The 20,129-nt window shown below is 60.4% G+C and carries 17 protein-coding genes and 1 other RNA gene; 7 read left to right on the top strand and 11 right to left on the bottom strand.

Annotated elements, in window-relative coordinates; genetic code table 11:
• Positions 1 to 290: 290 nt before the first annotated feature.
• Entirely contained in the window at positions 291 to 854 is a 564-nt protein-coding gene (locus ABJN75_RS02375) for a helix-turn-helix domain-containing protein (protein ID WP_348436495.1), read from the bottom strand.
• Positions 855 to 995: 141 nt separating this feature from the next.
• Here ABJN75_RS02375 and ABJN75_RS02370 point away from each other — a divergent pair, with 141 nt between their 5' ends.
• Together ABJN75_RS02370 and ABJN75_RS02365 are read left to right on the top strand one after the other, a co-directional pair.
• Positions 996 to 1,454, top strand: a complete 459-nt coding sequence (locus ABJN75_RS02370) for a (2Fe-2S)-binding protein (protein WP_348436493.1) — start codon at positions 996 to 998, stop codon at positions 1,452 to 1,454.
• Position 1,455: 1 nt separating this feature from the next.
• Positions 1,456 to 3,699 (top strand): molybdopterin cofactor-binding domain-containing protein, encoded by a 2,244-nt coding sequence (locus ABJN75_RS02365; RefSeq protein WP_348436491.1) that lies wholly within the window; start codon positions 1,456 to 1,458, stop codon positions 3,697 to 3,699.
• A gap of 54 nt (positions 3,700 to 3,753) precedes the next feature.
• On the opposite strand, the gene ABJN75_RS02360 is transcribed toward ABJN75_RS02365, so the two are convergent.
• Positions 3,754 to 4,416: a 5-formyltetrahydrofolate cyclo-ligase gene (locus ABJN75_RS02360; RefSeq protein ID WP_348436489.1), complete on the bottom strand. Its 663-nt coding sequence runs from the start codon at positions 4,414 to 4,416 to the stop codon at positions 3,754 to 3,756.
• A gap of 146 nt (positions 4,417 to 4,562) precedes the next feature.
• On the opposite strand from ABJN75_RS02360, the gene ABJN75_RS02355 reads away from it, so the two are divergent.
• Complete coding sequence (locus ABJN75_RS02355; RefSeq protein WP_348436487.1) at positions 4,563 to 5,114, top strand: DUF427 domain-containing protein; 552 nt, start codon at positions 4,563 to 4,565, stop codon at positions 5,112 to 5,114.
• An 82-nt stretch (positions 5,115 to 5,196) separates the two neighbouring features.
• Here ABJN75_RS02355 and ABJN75_RS02350 read toward each other — a convergent pair whose 3' ends face one another.
• From ABJN75_RS02350 to rnpB, 3 genes are all read right to left on the bottom strand, one after another.
• Entirely contained in the window at positions 5,197 to 5,670 is a 474-nt protein-coding gene (locus ABJN75_RS02350) for a ferritin-like domain-containing protein (protein ID WP_348436485.1), read from the bottom strand.
• Positions 5,667 to 5,903: a hypothetical protein gene (locus ABJN75_RS02345; protein WP_348436483.1), complete on the bottom strand. Its 237-nt coding sequence runs from the start codon at positions 5,901 to 5,903 to the stop codon at positions 5,667 to 5,669. Before ABJN75_RS02345 ends, ABJN75_RS02350 begins: the two co-directional genes overlap by 4 nt.
• A 234-nt stretch (positions 5,904 to 6,137) precedes the next feature.
• Positions 6,138 to 6,576, bottom strand: an RNA gene (gene rnpB, locus ABJN75_RS02340) — RNase P RNA component class A.
• A 247-nt stretch (positions 6,577 to 6,823) separates the two neighbouring features.
• Here rnpB and ABJN75_RS02335 point away from each other — a divergent pair.
• The gene (locus ABJN75_RS02335; protein ID WP_348436481.1) at positions 6,824 to 8,212 is read left to right on the top strand and encodes an MATE family efflux transporter; all 1,389 of its coding nucleotides are present in this window, start codon (positions 6,824 to 6,826) and stop codon (positions 8,210 to 8,212) included.
• A gap of 208 nt (positions 8,213 to 8,420) precedes the next feature.
• The gene (locus tag ABJN75_RS02330) at positions 8,421 to 9,680 is read left to right on the top strand and encodes a pilus assembly protein TadG-related protein (protein ID WP_348436479.1); all 1,260 of its coding nucleotides are present in this window, start codon (positions 8,421 to 8,423) and stop codon (positions 9,678 to 9,680) included.
• Positions 9,681 to 9,740: 60 nt separating this feature from the next.
• On the opposite strand, the gene ABJN75_RS02325 is transcribed toward ABJN75_RS02330, so the two are convergent.
• From ABJN75_RS02325 to ABJN75_RS02315, 3 genes are all read right to left on the bottom strand, one after another.
• Complete coding sequence (locus ABJN75_RS02325; protein WP_348436477.1) at positions 9,741 to 10,253, bottom strand: lytic transglycosylase domain-containing protein; 513 nt, start codon at positions 10,251 to 10,253, stop codon at positions 9,741 to 9,743.
• Positions 10,254 to 10,527: 274 nt separating this feature from the next.
• Positions 10,528 to 11,289: an N-acetylmuramoyl-L-alanine amidase gene (locus tag ABJN75_RS02320; protein ID WP_348436475.1), complete on the bottom strand. Its 762-nt coding sequence runs from the start codon at positions 11,287 to 11,289 to the stop codon at positions 10,528 to 10,530.
• Entirely contained in the window at positions 11,286 to 11,996 is a 711-nt protein-coding gene (locus ABJN75_RS02315) for a DnaJ family molecular chaperone (protein WP_348436473.1), read from the bottom strand. The genes ABJN75_RS02320 and ABJN75_RS02315 overlap by 4 nt, the downstream gene beginning before the upstream one ends.
• A 139-nt stretch (positions 11,997 to 12,135) precedes the next feature.
• Here ABJN75_RS02315 and ABJN75_RS02310 point away from each other — a divergent pair, with 139 nt between their 5' ends.
• Positions 12,136 to 13,041 (top strand): DMT family transporter, encoded by a 906-nt coding sequence (locus ABJN75_RS02310; protein WP_348436471.1) that lies wholly within the window; start codon positions 12,136 to 12,138, stop codon positions 13,039 to 13,041.
• Positions 13,042 to 13,054: 13 nt separating this feature from the next.
• On the opposite strand, the gene ABJN75_RS02305 is transcribed toward ABJN75_RS02310, so the two are convergent.
• Both ABJN75_RS02305 and ABJN75_RS02300 read right to left on the bottom strand, forming a co-directional pair.
• Positions 13,055 to 14,041: an aldo/keto reductase gene (locus ABJN75_RS02305; protein WP_348436469.1), complete on the bottom strand. Its 987-nt coding sequence runs from the start codon at positions 14,039 to 14,041 to the stop codon at positions 13,055 to 13,057.
• A 63-nt stretch (positions 14,042 to 14,104) separates the two neighbouring features.
• Positions 14,105 to 14,638, bottom strand: a complete 534-nt coding sequence (locus tag ABJN75_RS02300; RefSeq protein WP_348436467.1) for a winged helix DNA-binding protein — start codon at positions 14,636 to 14,638, stop codon at positions 14,105 to 14,107.
• A gap of 120 nt (positions 14,639 to 14,758) precedes the next feature.
• Here ABJN75_RS02300 and ABJN75_RS02295 point away from each other — a divergent pair, with 120 nt between their 5' ends.
• Positions 14,759 to 18,385 (top strand): hydantoinase B/oxoprolinase family protein, encoded by a 3,627-nt coding sequence (locus tag ABJN75_RS02295; protein ID WP_348436465.1) that lies wholly within the window; start codon positions 14,759 to 14,761, stop codon positions 18,383 to 18,385.
• Between the two features lie 59 nt (positions 18,386 to 18,444).
• Here the strand turns inward: ABJN75_RS02295 and ABJN75_RS02290 are convergent, their stop codons facing one another.
• Complete coding sequence (locus ABJN75_RS02290; protein WP_348436463.1) at positions 18,445 to 20,055, bottom strand: diguanylate cyclase; 1,611 nt, start codon at positions 20,053 to 20,055, stop codon at positions 18,445 to 18,447.
• Between the last annotated feature and the right edge of the window lie 74 nt (positions 20,056 to 20,129).

Genomic DNA, 20,129 nt, shown 5'->3' with positions numbered 1-20,129 from the left:
AATCCACTCCCCCTGGCGTGGTTGTACTGGCTGATCGGCTTGACCCCGACGACATACCCGGTGCAATCGCCTGCAGCCGACTGGCTGCTCCAGGACGCGGCCAATGCGATGACCGAAATGGCGAGCAAAACGGATTTGATCGACGATGTCATGGTTTGTCCCTTCGACAATGATTGCACTCTCAGGGATCAAATCTGCCCAAGCCTGTGGGCTGTTGCATTGACGAGGATCAATCAAGCACTCGCACCGGCGAAAATACGTTGCGCGGGTGTGCGTCCGCAGCGCGGAATTCAGGTCTCGCCAAGCATCAACAACGTCGTCCGCTTCAAGGTGGCGAGAAGCGCTTTGAGATGCTCCAGGTCACCGGCGGTGAATTTGAAGCTTGCCGACCCCTGGTAAAAGAACTCGGCCAGATCCTGCGGCGATGTGCCGTTCGCAGCCAGTCTATCCTTGCACGGCTCGAACAGCCCTCTAAGCAGATCGATCTTGCCCGCTTCCGCTGCATGTTGCGCCGCCGGACCGCCCTCACCGTAACCGGTCAGCAAATCGATGGAATCCGGCATCTGCTTGATCTGTTCGAAAAACCGCACGATGGCGAGATCCAGGAAAATATCAAGCTTTTCGCTGATTGACCCCGCCTCGAGCCAGGCTGCGCGGACTTGTCCGACCACCTTGTCGGTGATCAGGCGCATCGCCGCGTTCATGATCTCATCCTTGTTGGCATACCGCGCATACAGCGTCTGCCGCGAGATTCCGGCCTGCTCTGCGATATCGCCCATGGTCGCCTTGCGCACGCCATAGCGCGCGAACACGTCAATGGCGGCTTCCAGGATCTGATGTTGTCGTTCAGTCATCCTAAACAACTTGACATTTTGTGTATATTTGTCAATCCTTGATCCTGATCCGGTTTCGCACAGATCGCTGATGCCCATACCACATCCCGGTTCAACCAGGTCGATGTCTTGTCGATCCTCGGCGCAATTGGAGCCAACCCCATGAAGCTTTCTGTAAACGGAAAAACCCACGATGTGGATGTCGAGCCCGAAATGCCGCTGTTGTGGGTGCTCAGGGACGAACTCGGCATAACCGGTGTCAAATATGGCTGCGGCATCGCCCAGTGCGGCGCCTGCACCGTCCATGTCGATGGCGTCGCCATCCGCTCCTGTCAGCAGCCGGTCGGAGACCTCGAAGGCGAGGTCACCACCATCGAGGGGCTCGGCTCGCCCGACGCATTGCATGCCGTTCAGGCAGCCTGGATCGAGCATCAGGTCGCCCAGTGCGGCTATTGCCAGTCCGGCCAGATCATGTCGGCCGCCGCACTGCTGTCGGAAAACCCGGAGCCGAATGACGAGGACATCGACGATGCCATGAGTGGCAATCTGTGCCGCTGCGGCACCTATCCGCGCATTCGCGAAGCGGTGAAGACCGCCGCCAAAACGATCCGGAGCGCTTGATATGGGCCGTTTGAAGACATTTTCCCGCCGCGCCTTCCTGATCGGCTCCGTCGCTGTAGCCGGCGGCGTTGCCTTTGGCGCCTATATGGTGAAAAAGCCGCACGCCAATCCGCTGCTGGCTGACCTCGGCGACGGCGAAGCCGCCATCACCCCCTATGTTCGCATTGATGCCGATGGTGTCACGCTGATCACCCCACGCGCCGACAAGGGCCAGGGCGCCTATTCGGTACAGGCGGCACTGATCGCCGAAGAACTGGATGTCGAGCTTGATCAGGTCAAGGTCGACCCCGGTCCGCCCTCACCCGCCTACTGGAACACAGCGCTCGCCGACGAGGCAGCCGCCTTCATGGCGCCGGGCGATGGCATCAGCAATCAGGCTGCCTATGGCGTGCTCTCGGCGGTGATGAAACTGATCGGCATGCAGATCACCGGCGGCTCGACCACGGTGCCCGACGGTTTCATCAAGCTGCGTCAGGCTGGTGCCGTGGCCCGCGAAACGCTCAAACTTGCCGCATCACAGAAATCAGGCGTTGCCGTTGGCGAGCTGAAAACCAAAGCTGGCGCGGTGCTGCTGCCTGATGGTACGTCGCTGACCTATGCCGAACTGGCGCCGCTGGCAGCAAGCATCGAGCCGCCGCAGAACGTTAAACTGCGGCCCGCATCCGAATGGCGGCTGATCGGCAAGCCGATGCGGCGCGTCGACATCATCGCCAAATCCACCGGCACGCTTGATTACGGCATCGACCACAAGATCGACGGCATGGTCCATGCGGCGGTCAAGCTCAATCCGGCTCAGATCGGCCCGATCGTCAGCTTCGATGCGACCGAGGCTTTGAAAATGCGCGGCGTCAGCGATGTCGTCAAAATCACCGGTGGCGTCGCCGTGATTGCCGACAACACCTGGCGTGCCTTTCAGGCTGCCGAAATGGTTGAGGCCGAATGGGGCCCGGCACCTTTCCCTGCGACGATGGACGAGCACTGGGACGTGCTCTCGGCCAGCTTCAACGAGGACGCTCGCGACAGCCGCCAGCGCGATGACGGCGATGTCGAGATTTCCATCGCTGAAACCGGCAACCTGCTCCGCGCCGAATACCGCGCGCCCTATCTCGCCCACGCTCCGCTGGAACCGGTCAGCGCGATTGTCCGGATCGATGACGATGCGGCGGAAGTCTGGACCGGGACACAGGTTCCGCGTTTCATCCAGAACAATGTCGGCAGGATCGCCGGAATTGATCCTGAGAAGGTCAAGGTCCACGCGCTCTATATGGGTGGCAGCTTCGGTCACCGGCTCGAAGACGAGGTGGTCAAGCAGGCTGCCGAGATCGCTGTCCAGATGAAGGGCACACCGGTCAAGCTGACTTATTCGCGTGAACAGGACATGACCCACGACTTCCCCCGCCAGATTGCCATGGCGCGGATGCGCGGCACGGTACGCGGCGGCAAGGTCGAGACCTATGATCTGGGCATTGCCATGCCGTCGGTCATGCTCTCCCAGATGGGGCGTCAGGGCCTGCCCGTCCCCGGTCCCGACAGCCAGATCGTCGCCGGCGCCTGGGACCAGCCCTTTGCCATTCCCAACCAGCGGGTGACCGGATATCGCGCGCCTGAACTGGCGCCGATCAGTTCCTGGCGTTCCGTCGGCGCCTCGTCGAACGGTTTTTTCTACAACTCGGGTCTCGACGAGCTGATCCATGCCGCAGGCGCCGATCCGCTCGCCGAGCGCATCCGGCTTTGCAACAATGACGAAGCCCGCAAGGTGCTTGAGGCGGTTGGCGAAATGTCGGGATGGGACGGCGTCCTCGGTGACGGCCGTGGTCGCGGCGTGGCGCTGACCCAGTCCTTCGGCGTGCATTGTGCCGAGGTCATCGAAGTCACCGCGGCCGACGCCGGGATCAGGATCGACAAGGTCTATGTCGCGGCCGAAGTCGGCACGGTTGTCGATCCGGTCAATTTCGACAATCTGGTCAAGGGCGGCGTCGTCTTCGCGCTGGGTCACGCCATGAATTGCGAAATCACCTACACCGGCGGCATCGCCGACCAGAACAATTTCGATTCTTTCGAGGGCATGCGCATGTATCAATGTCCCGAAATCGAAGTCCGCGGCCTTGAAAACGGTGAGCATGTGTTCGGCATCGGCGAACCACCCGTGCCGCCGGCGGCAGCCGCCTTGGCTGGTGCCATTTTTGCCGCAACCGGCACACGGCTACGCGAAATGCCGTTCAACAAGTTCGTCGATTTCGTTTGAGGAGCGCGCCCCGGTCGAAAGGCCGGGGCCAGTCACCGGCGAGCCGGCATAGCCTCACGGCAGTTCGAGAACCGAACCGTCGCCGAGAACAACCTTCTTCATCGGGATATCCCATGGCATCGGGAAGATCGTCTTCATCCGCGCGAAGGGCTGACCGACACCGATAATCATGAGATCCTCGGGCAGCCGCGCCAGCGTGCGGTCGTAATAACCGCCGCCATTGCCGAGCCGGTAACCGTTTTCATCAACACCGAGCAGCGGCACGATCACCACATCCGGGACAACCGCTTCCGCATCGACAGGAACCGGAATGTTCCAGATCCCCCGGGTCATACGGCTTTCGGGTGTCCAGTGATGAAAAACCACCGGCTGGTTTTTCTCCACGACCACCGGCAGGCAGATCCGAGCGCCCCCTTCGGAAGCGGAAATCATCCAGTCCCGCAGATTGAGTTCTCCGCGGATCGGCCAGTACACCGCGATCGTCCGCCCGCCCACATCGCCGAGAACTTCCGTCAACCGTGTGGATATCGTTGCCGCCATCGCCTTGCGCTCATCAAGCGCAAGCTTCTGCCGCGCAGCGTAGAGGCGGACCCGCTCGGCTTTGCGAAACACTGACACATCTTTCCACGTCTGCGGATCGATGACATGACCGTCGACCAGCATGTGCGCAAAGCAGACTGTGGAACCAGGTTGTTCTTCTTCATCTTCATGGGTCATGGCACGGATTTAACACCCAGGACGGCCACCGTCACTTGTCTGATTGCGTCATGTCCGGTCTCACAGGAAGGCCCGGTCAAGCTTCCGGCACCTAACCGGGCGGGCTGGCGGAGCCGAGACGGCTTGCCTGTCCAAGACGCACAATTATGCCGATACCGGACGGACGGGAGCGCGGCCGCAATGACGCTGATGAGACATATCAAATCTACGGCTTTGATGGTATAATATTGGAGCATCATACGGTGCTCCAACACGCCGGGAAGCGGCGCATTGCGTGGAAAACGGGTGACAAAATGCGGACATCAGATTCAGCTGACAGCAACTTCCCATCGCTGGAAGGCGCTATTCGAAACCCCGCCAACCCGAACCATCTCATGGTCATCAGGCCGATCAAGCGGACGGTTCGGGTTTATGTTAACAGCACCCTGATTGCCCAAACACAAAACGCGCTCCGGGTCATGGAAATGGGCAAATCCCTCTATGATCCGGCAATTTATGTTCCCGCCTCGGACATCGTCGCCACACTTGAACCACTTGAAAAAACCAGCCATTGCCCGCTTAAAGGCGATGCCGGTTACGCTGCCTACAACGGCGACGAAATTGCCTGGACCTACGACAGGTCTTTTGACATTTCAAAGCAACTTGATGGGCACTATGCATTCTGGCCTGACAAGGTCAGGATCGTAGAAGGCGAGTAAACCTCGGGCGGCGGCCCTATGAAGGCGGGGGAGCCGGTTTCCTTGGCCCCTCCCGCATGATGGCAGCATCGTTCCGGTCGCCCTATTCCTCGTTGATTGAGGAAACCGCCAAATTGGTCAGCTTGCTGTTGGCGGCTTTTTCCTGATCGAGAATATCGGAAAGCAGGTCATGGGCTTCCTTGTGACCGAGTACCTTGGCCCATTCCCGCAAAGTGCCGTAACGCGCGATTTCATAGTGCTCAACGGCTTGCGCGGCGGCGATCAGCGCAGCATTCTTGGCCACACCGCTTGCCTCTTTGATGATGCCGTCAGCTTCCTTGATCAAGCCTTCGATGGCGTCGCACTTTTCGCCCGAAGCCTTTTTGCCGATGGACTTGAAGACCTTTTCAAGCGTCTTGATCTGACCCTTGGTTTCTTCAAGATGCTCGCCGATCGCATCCTTCAACTTCTTGCCGTTGGCCGCTTCCTGGACCTTGGGAAGCGCTTTCACCAGCGCATTCTCGGCGTAGTAGATGTCCTGCAATGTGTGTTCAAAGGCGTCAGATAATGTTTTCATTGTTTGCTTCCTTTTGATGGGGACGGAGCTTTTGATCTGGTGGGGTCGTTCACAGGGTCGGCAACAGGCCCATCGCCGTTTGCGGCGACAGCCCTTTCCTCAACCCGTTTCTCGCCCTTTTTGAGTGGCGAACCCTTGGCGCGTTCGGTCTCGATTTCATCCTGCTTGGCCTGCTGTTTCAGCCCGGCGGCGGCAGTTGTCTTGGCATTCGAGGCTTTGGTCTCGGGAGACATTGCGAATCCTCCTGACAGGGGCTGGGAGAGATTTGATCCTGTCGCACTGTCAACGGGAATTGACCCGGTTGGTTCCACCGCGGATATCGATCCGGCGCGGCCGGCTCCGGTCTGGCGCAGCCGGGCTTGAGATCCTGTTTGGCCGAGCGCGGTTTTGCAGTCAGACGCGCATCCGAAGTCGGCCATAAACAAGGCAGGCCATAAACAGTGCCAAAACGGTGCCCAAACGGTAAAAGTGCCAGCCGGCCTGTAAGCCGGGTTCTGTATGGCCTTGACCCTTGCGAGCCAAAACGTGGCAGCCATTCCTCTGGGATACGCGTTGCCGCGCACCTCAAGCAACCTACCCGGATGATCACCCCGGAAAAAGGGCTGGGCTTGCGCCCGGCGTCATCCCTATTCGGTCTTGCTCCCGGTGGGGTTTACCGTGCCGCTTCCGTTGCCGGTCGCGCGGTGGGCTCTTACCCCACCCTTTCACCCTTACCCCGCCATCTCATTGCCGGAAAACCTGCACTCAGGCACCGGCAATCAGAAGGCGGGGCGGTTTGCTTTCTGTGGCACTTTCCCTGGGGTCGCCCCCGCCGGACGTTATCCGGCACCGTTTATCCGTGGAGCCCGGACTTTCCTCCCCCTGCTGTCTTTCGACGTTGCAAGGCGCGGCTGCCCGGCCGACTGGCGCGCTCTCCTTAGACCACCACAACGCAGATGACCAGAGAAATGCAAGCAGCCGGAACCAGTACCGATTGACAATCTCTGCGCTCAGGAATATCGATCCCGCAGGGTGAAGGCCCCTGCCGCTCGCTGGCTTGTCCATGGTGAAGTCCTTCGCAGATTCTTTCATCCACCGATTTCAGTTGAATGCGGTTTGATGGCATTGCGAGCGCCCTTCTCTATCCGCATCCAGACACTGAAAGAGGTTTGTGATGACAGGATTGTCGACACCCAGGACCAATATCTACCTGACCGGATCGCTCACCGGTCTGTTTGCCCGGACCGCCGCCCCCATCATCATCGTGATGGGCGTCAACGGGCTGTTCACTGTGGTCGATGCGTATTTTCTCGGCGCCTATGTCGGTGCGGATGCCCTGACCGCGGTCACCCTGATGTTCCCGCTCTACATGCTGCTGGTGGCGCTCTCGACGCTGGTTTCAAACGGCTTTGCCAGCGTTTTCGCCCGCCTGCTTGGTGGTGGTGACACCCATCGCGCGCGCACCGCATTCTCCCAGGCCATCCAGCTGGCGCTGCTAGTCAGCGCTTGCCTGATTGCACTGTTCCTGGCCTTCGGCGGCAGGCTCAGCCTGATGGCGGCCAATGGCGATGCGAGCCTTGCCGCCATGGGCTACACCTATATCTCCATCCTGATCATCTGCTCGCCGCTGGTCTTCGTGCTGGGCATCAACATTGCCGCCTTGCGCAGCCAGGGCCTGCTGCGCGCCATGGCGGCCATCACACTGATGTCGGCGCTTTTGAACATCGGCTTTGACTTTGTCTTCATTGTCGAGTTCGGCGCAGGCGTTGCCGGATCGGCCTATGGCACGGTGCTGGCGCAACTGTGCGCGGTGATCGCCCTCATCCACTATCGGCGGTCAAGCGCTGTGCCTCGATCTTTGCCGCGAACCGCGCTCTGGGCAGGCTCAAGCTTCTGGGGAGAACTGTTGGCTCTGGGGGCGCCTTCAAGTCTGGGCTATATCGGATTGTCGCTTTCCGCCGGACTGACGCTGTTCAGCCTGCAGCTCTGGGCAGGAGAAAGCTATGCGGCGACCGCGGGCGCTTTCGGCATCATCACCCGGCTGATCACCTTCAGTTTCCTGCCGCTGCTGGGATTGAGCCTGGCGTTTCAAACCATCGCCGGCACCAATTTCGGCGCGGGTATGTGGGTCAGGACCGACAAGACCATCATCCTGGCCGTGGTCATGGCTTTTGCCTACTCAGCCGCCGTAGAGCTGGCATTCCTGCTGACCCGGTCGGAAATCGGCTCCATTTTCGTCGATGATGTGGCGATCTCTTCCGAAATCGCCCGCATCTTGCCCTACACGGTCATGACCATGTTCATGTTCGGTCCGTTGATGATGATCGGAACCTATTTCCAGGCAATCGGAGATGCGCCCCGGGCGGCCCTTCTGGGGCTGTCGCGGACCTATCTGTTTGCGCTGCCGCTCATCGTCGTGCTGCCCTACCGGTTTGGCGAACCGGGAATTTGGTATGCAGGCATTGTGGCGGAGTTGCTTGTGCTGGCCCTGACAGTGCTTGTACTTGCACGTCGCGGAACATCGGCGGGAAACCGCTGGGGGCTGTTTGAAAACCGCGGCTGAAACCAGTCAAAAGTTCGATGGCGGCGTTCATACTGGCCCCGCCGTCAGGAATTCGTTTGCAGTCCACACACACTGGCTCAAACCGCCATCACCTCAAATGTTAAATATTTGCTGCCGGGACTACCCGAATTGTCGCAACCGGATTCACTGGTTGTTTCTTCATTTATTGTAAGGTCCCAACATTGATTGACTATGAGTTGATATCGCAATGTGGTTTCAAAACTTACGTTCAGAGCTGGCTCGAAGAATTACCGGATTTCGCAACGATTACGCCGGCAATTTTGGCATTATCATCGCACTCCTGATCCCGTTGTTGATTGTGGTTGCGGGTGGGGTGGTCGATATCGTCCACGCCATGAGCCAAAAAGCCCGGCTTCAGGATGAACTGGACACCGCTATCCTGGCCGCGGTGCACGAAACAGACGCCGACAGGCAACTCGAAGCCGCGACTTCCTACGTTCGCACTCTGGCTGATTCCGGGCTTTCCGAAGCTGAAATGCTGGAAACCGGCATGTCGCTGGTGTTGACCGCGAAAAGTGATGGCAGCCTGACCGGAACGCTGCGGATGCCGCATCCGACCGCGTTTCTCAAGATCATCCATATGGACGATATTCCGATCAGCGTGTCGTCGACGGCCATCAAGACCGTCGGCGCCGGCACCGGGTGCATCTATGCGCTTGGAAACCAGACCCAGGCCGTGCTGATCAACTCCGGTGCCAACCTCGACGCCAAACACTGCGAAGTACACGTCCATTCGACGTCGTCGCCAAGTTTCATCATGAATGCCGACGCGACCATCGACACAGCCAGATTCTGCGTCAAGGGCGCCAATTATACCAAGAATGGCGGGACTCTGAGCAATCTCCAGGTCAACTGCGACGCCACCGATGACCCCTATGCGGGAAAAATCGCCGAACCGGTGGTGCCATCAACCTGCACCACCCAGGGCGCGCTCAGCGGCACCACTTTTTCACTGAATCCGGGCGCGCACTGCAACACCACGTTCAATGGCAACCCGGCGGTGACTTTCAAGCCAGGCCTGCACATCATCATGGGGCGCATGACCCTCAACTCGGGTTCAACCGTCATCGCCGAAGGCGTCACCTTCTATTATCCCGACGTCAACAGCGAAATCCGCGCAAACGGCGCGCTGAAATTCACCGCTTCCGCTCCGACAACAGGAGATTATGCCGGGGTCTTGATGTTTGAAAAGACGTCCGATGCCGCCAACAACGCCAACAAGCAGCAATACGTGTTCAACGGATCGCTGGGTGAGGCCATGACCGGCATCATTCATCTGCCCAATCGCGACGCAACCTACAACTCGACAACCAGCCAGACCAGCAAGATCTCGCTTGTGGTCAACTCCATCATCATGAACTCGTCCAGCTGGAAACTGACGCCCTATGATGGTCCTGGTCCGGCAGGCACCGGCGGTTCTGCGGTCTCTGTCCGTCTGGTCAACTGACACTGGCGCGAAACCGCTGACCCGGCATGCCGGGTCAGCCGCGGTCAGTGTGATCGCAGATTACTTCATCAACTGCGTAACCTTGCCGCAATAGCGCTTGGAAACCGGGTTCATGCGCTTGGCGCCGTGGCCGGCATTGTATTTCAGGATCGTGCCGCAGGTCTTGCCGCCACCAAGCTGGTGCGCCTTGGCGAGATAGAGCATGCCGTATTTGATATTGGTCTCGGGATCGTAAAGACCCTTCGTCGAGCCGCGATAGCCCATCATCCGTGCGGTCGCCGGCTTGATCTGCATAAGGCCGATCTCACCCGCCGAACCTCTCGCCTTGGGCCGGTAATTGCTCTCGACTGAAATGACCGCATGAGCCAGCGCTTCAGGAACACCGTTGCGCTTGGCATAGCTGGATATCAATTTCCCGTAAGGCCGCGTCGAATAACCGAAACTCATGCTGGATGACTTGATCTTGCCACTGGAAACCGAGCCGGTGGTTTCGTTGGAAGTTCCGGTGGTTTCGCAGCCCGAAAGCGCAAGGGAGAGCAAGGCCGCCGCGGCAGCCGTGAAAATGAGACGCATATTTTGAATTACTCCGGTGGCGCCATGCCCGCCCGTTCATAGGCGATGGCGGGACATACCCCTGGCGCGTTACGTGTCAGCCCGAAACCGCGACAGGCTTTGCCGTTGCCCGTTTCGTGCGTGGAAGCCAACTCAATCAGGGCACAGACAGGCGGATTTATGGCCGGCAACCCAAAAAATGCTGCATCGCAATAAATTTACGTGTCAGGCTGTAACATTCCGCCGCCGGGATCCGGTGCTCCCGCGAAATCCGGAGCAGGATTGCGCGCTTTGTTCAGGCGACGCTGGGCAAAGCCGTCAGCAGTTTGTGCAGCGTGCCGATGGTCGAAGCATCGGCAATTCCATCGACCCGCTCAGGCCGGAAATGTCGTTGAAAGGCGCGGATCGCCGCCGTTGTCTCGACATCGTAGGAACCGTCGACACGCACGCCGTAACCGTAAAGCGCCAGCATGGTCTGCAACGCCTCCACCGGTTGCCCGGCATCGCCCTCCTGGAAAAACCGTCCGCCACCGACCGGCAGCGGCTCGACCCAATGACCGATGCCTTCGGTGTGGAGCTGCCCCCAGGGAAAGATTTCGCCGGGGTCCTGTTTGCGCATCGGCGCGATATCGGAATGCGCCAGCACCCGTTCGGCCGGAATCCGGTGACGATCGGCAATGTCACGGCAAAGCCGGATCACCGCTTCGATCTGCGCTTGGTGAAACGGCGGCGATCCGGCCGCATGTCCCGGATTGACGATTTCAATGCCGACAGACGCCGAATTGATGTCGGTGTCACCCTTCCAATGGCTTTGACCGGCATGCCAGGCCCGCTGGCTCTCCGCCACCAGCTGGGTGATGCGGCCATCCTCATCGACAAAATAATGTGATGAAACCTGGCTTTGTTCCGAACACAACCATTCGAGCGCAGCCTCGGCGGAAGGCATTCCTGTGTAATGCAGGATCACCATGTCAGGTGTCCGGCCATCCTTGCGCTCACCATGATTGGGCGAGGGGCAAACATCGGCGGACGGAAAATCGGGTTGAAAATCACTCATGCAGCGGCGCGGGCCTTCTCGATCACCGCGAAAGCATCATTGAGCGCGGCCATGCGATCATTGGCGATATTGAGAAACTCCTCGGGCACGCCACGGGCGCGCAACCGGTCGGGATGACTTTCCGACGCCAGCGCCCGGTACCGCTTCTTGACCTCATCGAATGGAGTCGTCGCGGTCAGACCCAGAACTGCGTAGGGATCGATGCCATCGGGATGAACATGCCGCGCCATGATCCGCTCGAAATGGGCTTCGTCGACCTGAAAGATATCAGCCACATTGGCGATGAACTCCAGTTCCTTCTCATGGATCAGACCATCGGCCTTGGCGATGTGGAACAGCCCGTCGAGCACATCCTCGAGCATCGCGCAATTGGCATTGCCCGATCCACACATCCCGGCCACCCGCTGGGCATAGGCTTGGTACCCAGCCACATCCTGCTTGGCCAGATTGTAGAGTCGCGCCACATTGCCGGCCTCGGCCTGCGGGATCGCGAAAATTTCCTGGAATGCCAGCACCTCTTCCGGCGCGACAATACCGTCGGCCTTGGCCATCTTGGCCGACAATGCAATTACGGCGACTGAAAACGCCACCTTGCGCCGGGTTTCCGGGTCGCCGGCAAACGCGGTGCGCACGGCTTCGACAACGCCGGAAAAGGCAGTGAGAGCGGTTTCGCCGATGGCGTCAAACAGGCGGCTGAACATAGACATGATTTGTTCTTACGCGATTTGGTCGCAAAAATCGAGTATATGCAGCGCACAATTAATCAACGATCCATCAGCTGAAACGATACCATTCATCGCTGGAATTCGCTGGACCCGAACCGGATCGCCCCGTATTGCCGTTGCCATGACCGATACATCCTTGCCATCAGCGCCCACATCCAGTTCCCCCGCTCATCCGCTCGCGGGCATGGCGATCGGCTTTATCGGCATTGTCATCTTTGGCGCCACCCTGCCCGCCACACGAATAGCGCTGGAAGGTTTCTCGCCTGCTTTCATCACCTTCTGCCGAGCCTCGATTGCGGCAATGGTCGCAGGCGCAACCCTGCTGGTGCTGAGAAAGCGGTTTCCGCGCCAGCATGCGCTCTCGCTGTTTATCGCCGGAGTGTTGCTGGTCTACGGCTTTCCCGGGTTCTCCAGCGTTGCCATGCAAACCGTGCCCGCTTCACACGGCGGCGTCGTGCTCGGTGTTCTCCCGCTGATGACCGCCACCTTTGCCGCGCTTTTCGGGGGCGAGCGCCCCGGTCTGGCGTTCTGGGCCTGGAGCCTTGCCGGCGCTGCCCTGGTAATGATTTTTTCGCTCTCCGGCGCCGATATCGCACCCGGCATCGGCGATTTCTGGCTGGCATGCGCAGCACTTTCGGCAGCCTGCGGCTATGTCATTTCGGGCAAGCTCGCCCGCACCCGGCCGGGCTGGGAAGTGATCAGCTGGTCGCTGGTGGTCACCGCGCCGCTGTCACTGGCAGGCACGCTGTTCACCTGGGAAACCGGCATCGGCGAGCCCGACAGCCACGCTCTGATGGCGCTGGCCTATCTGGCGCTTGGCTCGATGTTTGCCGGCTTCATTTTCTGGAACTGGGGCATGGCGATTGGCGGCATCGCCCGCGTCGGCCAGGTGCAACTGTTGCAAAGCTTCGTCACGCTCGGCCTCTCCGCCCTGCTGCTTGGCGAGACCGTCACCCCGGTGATGCTCGGCTTCGCCCTCGCCGTCGGCTTTGTGGTCTGGTGCGGACGCAAGGCCAAGGTGGGATGAACGGGCCCCGGCCTCAGCTGTGCCCGGTCACCTCGCGCGGCTTGTACGCCGCTTCGAGCGACCGGATCGAGGCCGCGTCGAGCTTGATATCGAGCGCACCAATCGCCTCTTCCATCTGGCCAAGCTTGGTGGCGCCGACAATCGGTGCAGTGACATAGGCTTTTGACATGACCCAGGCATAGGCCACCTGCGCCGGCTTGACGCCAAGTTTGGCGGCAACCTTCTCCACCCGCGCCAGGATCGCGTAATCCTGTGCCGAGCCGAAATAGCCCTGCGCCATCCTGTCAGTGGCAGCCCGGTTGGTCGCCTGCCCATCCTTCGGCCGGTTTCCGGCGAGGAACCCGCGCGCAATCGGTGACCAGGGCACAACGCCAACACCTTCTGCGGCGCAATAGGGCATCATCTCGCGCTCTTCCTCGCGGTAGGCCAGATTGTAAAAATTCTGCATGGCGACAAAGGGCTGGTAACCCCGCGCCTTCTGCATCTCGCGCAATTTGGCGAACTGCCAGGTCCACATTGACGACGCCGCGACATAGCGCACCTTGCCAGCCTGCACGACCGCTTCAAGCGCGTCGAGCATCTCTTCATATTCCGTGTCGGGATCGAGGCGGTGGATATAGAGAATATCGACATAGTCCATATCAAGCCGTGTCAACGACTGGTCGATCTGGTCGAAGATATGCTTGCGTGACAGGCCGCGATCATTGGCCCGACCCTCGCTCATCCGCAAGCCGACCTTGGTTGCCACAACGATTTCATCACGTTTTGTGTAGGTTTTCAGCGCCTTGCCGGTGATCTTCTCGGACTCGCCGTAATTGTAGTGATTGGCCGTGTCGAAGAAATTGATGCCGCTTTCGACCGCCTTGCGGAAGAACGGCTGCGCTTCATCCTCAGGCAGGACCCACGGGTGGGTCGGTCCGCCCGGAGTGCCGAAACTCATGCAGCCCATGCAAAGCCGCGACACTTTCAGGCCTGTTTTTCCCAACCGGACATAATCCATACGTCTGCTCCCTTGGCAAATACTGCAGTGTGGCGGGACGATAGGCAGCGGCCCACCGGCCGGTCAATAGCTGGCAGCCGCCCGCGAGGCCTGATCATATTGGCCCGACATCACCCGCATCAGCGCCGCGATTTCACTGATGCGCGCCGCATCAAGCCCCAGTGCCTGGATCGACTCGACCAGCAATTTCTCTCTCAGCGCCCGGTAGCGCAAGCACAGATCCGCGCCGGCTTTGGTGATCCGCGCGGTCTTCTCCTTGCCGCGCCGGCCCGGCTCCACCAGATCCATCGCCTCGAGTTTCTTGAGCGCATAGGCCACCACATGGGTGTCCTCAATGTTGAACATCATGCACAGTTCCGACTGGCTCTTGTCGCGCTCGCGGTGATTGACCGCATGCAGGATCTGCACCTCGATGCTTGACAAACCTTCGCCCCTCGCCGCCGCCGTGCAACGCGTGATCCAGCGCTGGTACGCATTGCTCAGGATCACCAGCGCAAATTCCATCTCCGACAGCGCCGGCAATCCGCCATCGGCCAAATGCGCGGCGGAAACTATCGGCCCAATGTCCGGTTGAGCCGCTGGCTTTGGTTGAGTCATCACTTTCACTCGCATTTTATAGATAAATTATTGACGTTATGCCGACAATCGCATTATACGCAGACAGTTTTCCGTGTCCATCGCAACACATGGACGCAAAATCTTGCTGGAGGCATCATCATGTCGGGTGTTTGGGATTTCTGGATTGATCGTGGCGGCACCTTCACCGATGTGGTCGGGCGTGCACCCGATGGCACGCTGCACCAGCGCAAGCTGCTGTCGGAAAACCCCGAAGCCTATCCCGACGCCGCCATCCAGGGCATTCGCGACCTGCTGGGCGTGGATCAGGCCACGCCGGTTCCGGCCGCACGCGTCGGTCACGTCAAGATGGGCACGACTGTTGCCACCAATGCGCTGCTCGAGCGCAAGGGCGACCGCACCCTGCTGGTCATCACCAGGGGTTTCCGCGATGCGCTCCGGATCGCCTATCAGGCCCGGCCCGACATCTTCGCCAAGGAAATCATCCTGCCCGAGCAGCTTTACGAGCGCGTGATCGAAGTTGACGAGCGCACCATGGCCGACGGCAAGGCAGTGCGCGGCGTCAACCTCGAAGCGCTGGAGCCGGAACTGGCAAAGGCCCACGCCGACGGCATCGACTCCGTCGCCGTGGTGCTGATGCATTCCTGGCAGAACCCGATCCACGAGATCGTCGTCGAAGGCGCCTGCGAGCGTGCCGGATTCGCGCAGATCTCGGTCAGCCATCAGGTCTCGCCACTGGCCAAACTTGTCGGTCGCGGCGACACCACGGTGGTTGACGCCTATCTTTCGCCGATCCTCAAGCGCTATGTCGACCGGGTTGCGGGCGTTCTCGGCGCCACGCCGTCAGGCGAACCCGGCCCGACACTGCAATTCATGATGTCGTCGGGCGGGCTGACCGCGGCTGACATGTTTCGCGGCAAGGATGCCATCCTCTCTGGCCCCGCAGGCGGCGTTGTCGGCATGGTCGAGACCGCGGCACTGGCCGGCTTCGACAAGGTCATCGGCTTTGACATGGGTGGAACCTCCACCGACGTCGCCCATTATGACGGCGATTATGAACGCGCCTTCGACACCGAGGTGGCAGGCGTGCGCATCCGCGCGCCGATGATGCGCATTCACACCGTTGCCGCCGGTGGCGGCTCTATCCTGCATGCCGATGAAGGCCGTTTTCGCGCCGGTCCCGACAGCGCCGGCGCCAATCCCGGTCCCGCCTGCTACCGTCGCGGCGGACCGCTGACCGTCACCGACGCAAACGTCATGCTCGGCAAGCTGCAGCCCGATTTCTTTCCTGCCATTTTCGGCCCCGGCCAGGACCAGCCACTCGACGCCAAGGCCGTGCGTCAGGCGTTCGATGCGTTGGCCAAAGACCAGCCCGGCAAGAGCGCCGAAGAGATTGCCGAAGGCTTCATCACCATCGCTGTCGAGAACATGGCCAACGCCATCAAGAAGATCTCGGTGCAGCGCGGCTATGACGTCACCCGCTATCTGCTCAATTGCTTCGGCGGCGCCGGCGGCCAGCACGCCTGCCTGGTGGCTGATGCGCTGGGCATGGAATCGATCCTGATCCACCCCTTCTCCGGTCTGCTGTCGGCCTACGGCATCGGCCTTGCAAGCGTTTTCGCCAGCCGCCAACAGGCCCTCATCAAGCCGCTCTCCGAAGACAGCCGCGTCGACGTCAAGCTGCTCATCGATCAGCTGTGCAAGGGCGTGTTCGAGGAACTCAAAACCCAGGGCGTCCCCGATGGCGCGATCAGTTGGCGGCCATTGCTGCAATTGCGCTATGACGGCACCGACACCACCATTCCGGTGGCGTTTTCGGATTTCGATTTCGACGCCGCCCGGGCAGAGTTCGAAACATCGCACAAGGCCCAGTTCGGCTTTGTCTATGACAACAAGACCGTCATCATCGAGGCGATCTCGGTGGAAGGCCTCGACGACCGTCAGGACGGCCGCAGCGAACCCGAACACCCGCTGGTCCAGGGCGATGTCACGGACAGACAAACCCGCAGGATTTACTCGGGCGGCCAATGGCGCGACGCAAGCGTCATCCGCCGCGAAAGTCTCAAGCCCGGCCACCGGGTCGCTGGCCCTGCACTGATTATCGAACCCAACCAGACCATTGTCATCGAATCCGGCTGGGAAGCCCGCATCAACGCCCGTGATCACGTCGTGCTGACCCGCTACGAAAAGCTCGACCGGGCGCTTGCCATCGGCGCCGATCAGGCCGACCCGATCATGCTCGAGGTGTTCAACAACCTGTTCATGTCGATCGCCGAACAGATGGGCGTGACGCTGCAGAACACCGCCTATTCGGTCAACATCAAGGAACGGCTGGATTTTTCCTGCGCCGTGTTCGACCGCACCGGTGCGCTGGTCGCCAACGCGCCGCACATGCCGGTGCATCTGGGCTCGATGGACCGCTCGGTGGAAACCATCATCCGATTGAACGAGGGCGACATTCACTCCGGCGACGTCTTTGCGCTCAACGCGCCCTACAATGGCGGCACTCATCTGCCCGACATCACCGTGGTTACCCCGGTGTTCTCAGATGACGGCAGCGAGATCCTGTTCTGGTCGGCCTCGCGCGGCCACCACGCCGATGTCGGCGGAACCGCGCCCGGCTCGATGACGCCGCTGGCCACCACAGTGGACGAGGAAGGCGTGCTGATCGACAATTTCCGCATCGTCGAACGCGGCCGCTTCCGTGAAGCCGAACTGATCGAACTGCTCACCGACCACCCCTACCCGGTGCGCAACGTCACCCAGAACGTCGCCGACCTGAAGGCCCAGATTGCCGCCAACGAAAAGGGCGTGGCAGATCTGCGCAAGATGGTCGCCGACTTCGGACTTGATGTGGTCGAAGCCTATATGGGCCACGTTCAGGACAATGCCGCGGAAAGCGTTGCCCGGGTGATCTCCACCCTGTCCGACTGCGAGTACGAATACCCGACCGACACCGGTCAGGTGATCAGGGTCAAGATCTCGGTCGACCGCGACAAGCGCGAAGCCACGGTTGATTTCACCGGAACCTCGGACGCCATGGCCAACAACTTCAACGCGCCCGAACCGGTGGCCCGCGCCGCCGTGCTCTATTGCTTCCGGGTGATGGTGGAAAAGCCGATCCCGATGAATGCAGGCTGCCTCAGGCCGATCCGCATCGTCATCCCGGAAGGCTCGATGCTCAAACCGGCCTACCCGCGCGCCGTGGTCGCCGGCAATGTCGAGACCTCACAGCACGTCACCAACGCCATCTTCGGGGCGCTGGGCGCACTGGCCAACAGCCAGGGCACGATGAACAACCTGACCTTCGGCAATGACACGCACCAGTACTACGAGACCATTTGTTCGGGTTCACCGGCGGGGTATGAGAATTCCGGCCGGGGGTTCAACGGCACTTCGGGCGTGCACACCCACATGACCAATTCGCGGCTGACTGATCCGGAAATCCTGGAGATGCGTTTTCCGGTCGAGCTCGAAGATTTCCATATCCGCGAAGGCTCCGGCGGCACCGGCAAATTCAGCGCCGGCAATGGCACCAGGCGCACCATCCGGTTCCTTGAGCGCATGGACCTGGCGATCCTGTCGTCGCACCGCAACCGTCCGCCGCTCGGCATAAACAGTGGAGGCGAGGGTCAGGTCGGAAAAACCGAGGTCAGGCGCCGCGATGGCAGCATCGAAACGCTGAAAGCCTGCGACCAGACCGTGCTGGAAGCCGGCGACGCGGTAATCCTGACCACGCCGACCGCAGGCGGCGCGGGGAAGGCCTGAGCTCACCGGATCAGGCAAGGCGAACCGACTGATCCAGCGCGTGAACACCGCTGGATCGGTCAGCAGGCCTTGAGAAGGCTCTTGTTATCAGGAGTGTTGTGGTTGTCGGGGCGGAGCCGCGCCAGCCCCTCCATCGAGGTGAAGAATTCCAGTGCTTGTCCGGCGCTCAGTGCGGTGCCTGCGAAATCGCCCTGCACTTCCGCCGGCTCGGCCGCACAGGCAATCTTCAGGTCGTGCTCTGTATCGACGCCGGTCAGCGTCACAGGCGTACCGACGGTGGATGCGAGCTGCAGGAACAGGTTCAGCATCTCGGCCATCCGCTTTTCTCCGGCGATCGATTTGATCTTGCCCAGATCAAGCCGGACCCGGTCCACAGGAAAGAGACGCGCCGTCGACAGCCCGGCAACGCTGGCAGCGAGTTCGCTGACCGCGATCTGAACCCCTCCGGCACGCAAAACCTCGAGATTGGCCAGCGCCACCGGGCATTCACCGATGCTTGACTTGGCGTGGACATCGAGAACCAGCCGCCCGGGGGCAAGCCTGGCGTCTTTCAGCGCCGTCAACACCATGGACGCGAAACCGGAATCCTGAAATTGAAGCGCCGACACCGGCAGCGTGATTTCCGCATTGTCATGCCAGCTGCAGGCATCGCCAAGCGCCTGCCGCAGCATCCATTTTCCAATCAGCACAATCAGCCCGCTGCCTTCCGCCATCGGCATGAACACATTCTGCGGCACATCTCCGTAACCCGGACGGGTCCAGCACAGCCTGGCCTTGAACCCCGACGGCGTCAGTGTCCCGGCCTTGATGACCGGCAGATAGTCGAGCCGGAAAGCGTCTTCGGCGACAGCCTCGCGCATCGCTGATTCCAGTTCACGCCGCTGCCGGTAATCGGTGTCCATGTCCTGGGAGAAAAAACAGTGATTGGTTCCGGGTCTGGATTTTGCACGGTAGAGCGCCAGATCCGCACGCTTGAGTATATCCGACAAAACCGCGCCCTTGCCGTCCGATATGGCAATGCCGATGCTTCCCGCGGTTTCAATGGTGCCGCTGCCGTGGCTGACAGGACGAAACACCGTAACTGCGAGATCTTCACAATATGCCGCAATCGCGTCCTGTGGCTGCGAACCTTCCCAAAGCACGACGAATTCGTCGCCGCCAAGCCGGTAGACGCGGTGGTCCGCGCTGCAATGCTCGCGCAGCCGCCCCGCAAGCGTCTTGAGCACCGCGTCACCCGCGGCATGGCCCAAAGTGTCATTGATGTATTTGAACCGGTCGAGATCCATCAGCAGCAGCGTCAGACCGCCGGGCCGATCCGATTTGCCCGCGAGGATCCGGTCGACGCTTTCGGTCAGGGCATGGCGATTGCCCAAACCTGTCAAACTGTCGTGATAGGCGGCTTGGCGCAGTTGTGCGGCCCTGGCGCGCTCCTTCTTGAACCGCCGGGCAAGACGGTTATGGCGGCGCTCAAGTCCTGCCACCAGTCCGGTTACCGCTATCGGCGCGGCAATTGCGGCCAGACCAAGCGGGCTGGTCGCGGTTTCAAACCCGCTTCCCCCGGCGACAAGAACTTCTCCGGCGAAAGCCGCCAGAGGTGTAATAGATGCGATTGCCAAACCAGCGATTGCATATCGCCTGAATGCTTTTGGCAAATAAGAATTCAGCGTCATGCTAAATACTCCTGTTCCCAAATGCATCATGCCCATGCAGGACTTAACAAAATGTCACCCGTAATTTTTGTGGT

The sequence above is a fragment of the Hoeflea sp. genome (assembly GCF_039975035.1).
Lineage (GTDB): Bacteria > Pseudomonadota > Alphaproteobacteria > Rhizobiales > Rhizobiaceae > Hoeflea.
Note: the sequence above shows the minus strand (reverse complement) of the source record. Positions and strands in the feature narration are given on the sequence as shown.

Bases quoted from the DNA above. Each gene is read 5' to 3' on its own strand.
- ABJN75_RS02375 (WP_348436495.1), bottom strand. From the start codon at position 854: ATGACTGAACGACAACATCAGATCCTGGAAGCCGCCATTGACGTGTTC.
- ABJN75_RS02370 (WP_348436493.1), top strand. From the start codon at position 996: ATGAAGCTTTCTGTAAACGGAAAAACCCACGATGTGGATGTCGAGCCC.
- ABJN75_RS02365 (WP_348436491.1), top strand. From the start codon at position 1,456: ATGGGCCGTTTGAAGACATTTTCCCGCCGCGCCTTCCTGATCGGCTCC.
- ABJN75_RS02360 (WP_348436489.1), bottom strand. From the start codon at position 4,416: ATGACCCATGAAGATGAAGAAGAACAACCTGGTTCCACAGTCTGCTTT.
- ABJN75_RS02355 (WP_348436487.1), top strand. From the start codon at position 4,563: ATGCCGATACCGGACGGACGGGAGCGCGGCCGCAATGACGCTGATGAG.
- ABJN75_RS02350 (WP_348436485.1), bottom strand. From the start codon at position 5,670: ATGAAAACATTATCTGACGCCTTTGAACACACATTGCAGGACATCTAC.
- ABJN75_RS02345 (WP_348436483.1), bottom strand. From the start codon at position 5,903: ATGTCTCCCGAGACCAAAGCCTCGAATGCCAAGACAACTGCCGCCGCC.
- ABJN75_RS02335 (WP_348436481.1), top strand. From the start codon at position 6,824: ATGACAGGATTGTCGACACCCAGGACCAATATCTACCTGACCGGATCG.
- ABJN75_RS02330 (WP_348436479.1), top strand. From the start codon at position 8,421: ATGTGGTTTCAAAACTTACGTTCAGAGCTGGCTCGAAGAATTACCGGA.
- ABJN75_RS02325 (WP_348436477.1), bottom strand. From the start codon at position 10,253: ATGCGTCTCATTTTCACGGCTGCCGCGGCGGCCTTGCTCTCCCTTGCG.
- ABJN75_RS02320 (WP_348436475.1), bottom strand. From the start codon at position 11,289: ATGAGTGATTTTCAACCCGATTTTCCGTCCGCCGATGTTTGCCCCTCG.
- ABJN75_RS02315 (WP_348436473.1), bottom strand. From the start codon at position 11,996: ATGTCTATGTTCAGCCGCCTGTTTGACGCCATCGGCGAAACCGCTCTC.
- ABJN75_RS02310 (WP_348436471.1), top strand. From the start codon at position 12,136: ATGACCGATACATCCTTGCCATCAGCGCCCACATCCAGTTCCCCCGCT.
- ABJN75_RS02305 (WP_348436469.1), bottom strand. From the start codon at position 14,041: ATGGATTATGTCCGGTTGGGAAAAACAGGCCTGAAAGTGTCGCGGCTT.
- ABJN75_RS02300 (WP_348436467.1), bottom strand. From the start codon at position 14,638: ATGACTCAACCAAAGCCAGCGGCTCAACCGGACATTGGGCCGATAGTT.
- ABJN75_RS02295 (WP_348436465.1), top strand. From the start codon at position 14,759: ATGTCGGGTGTTTGGGATTTCTGGATTGATCGTGGCGGCACCTTCACC.
- ABJN75_RS02290 (WP_348436463.1), bottom strand. From the start codon at position 20,055: ATGACGCTGAATTCTTATTTGCCAAAAGCATTCAGGCGATATGCAATC.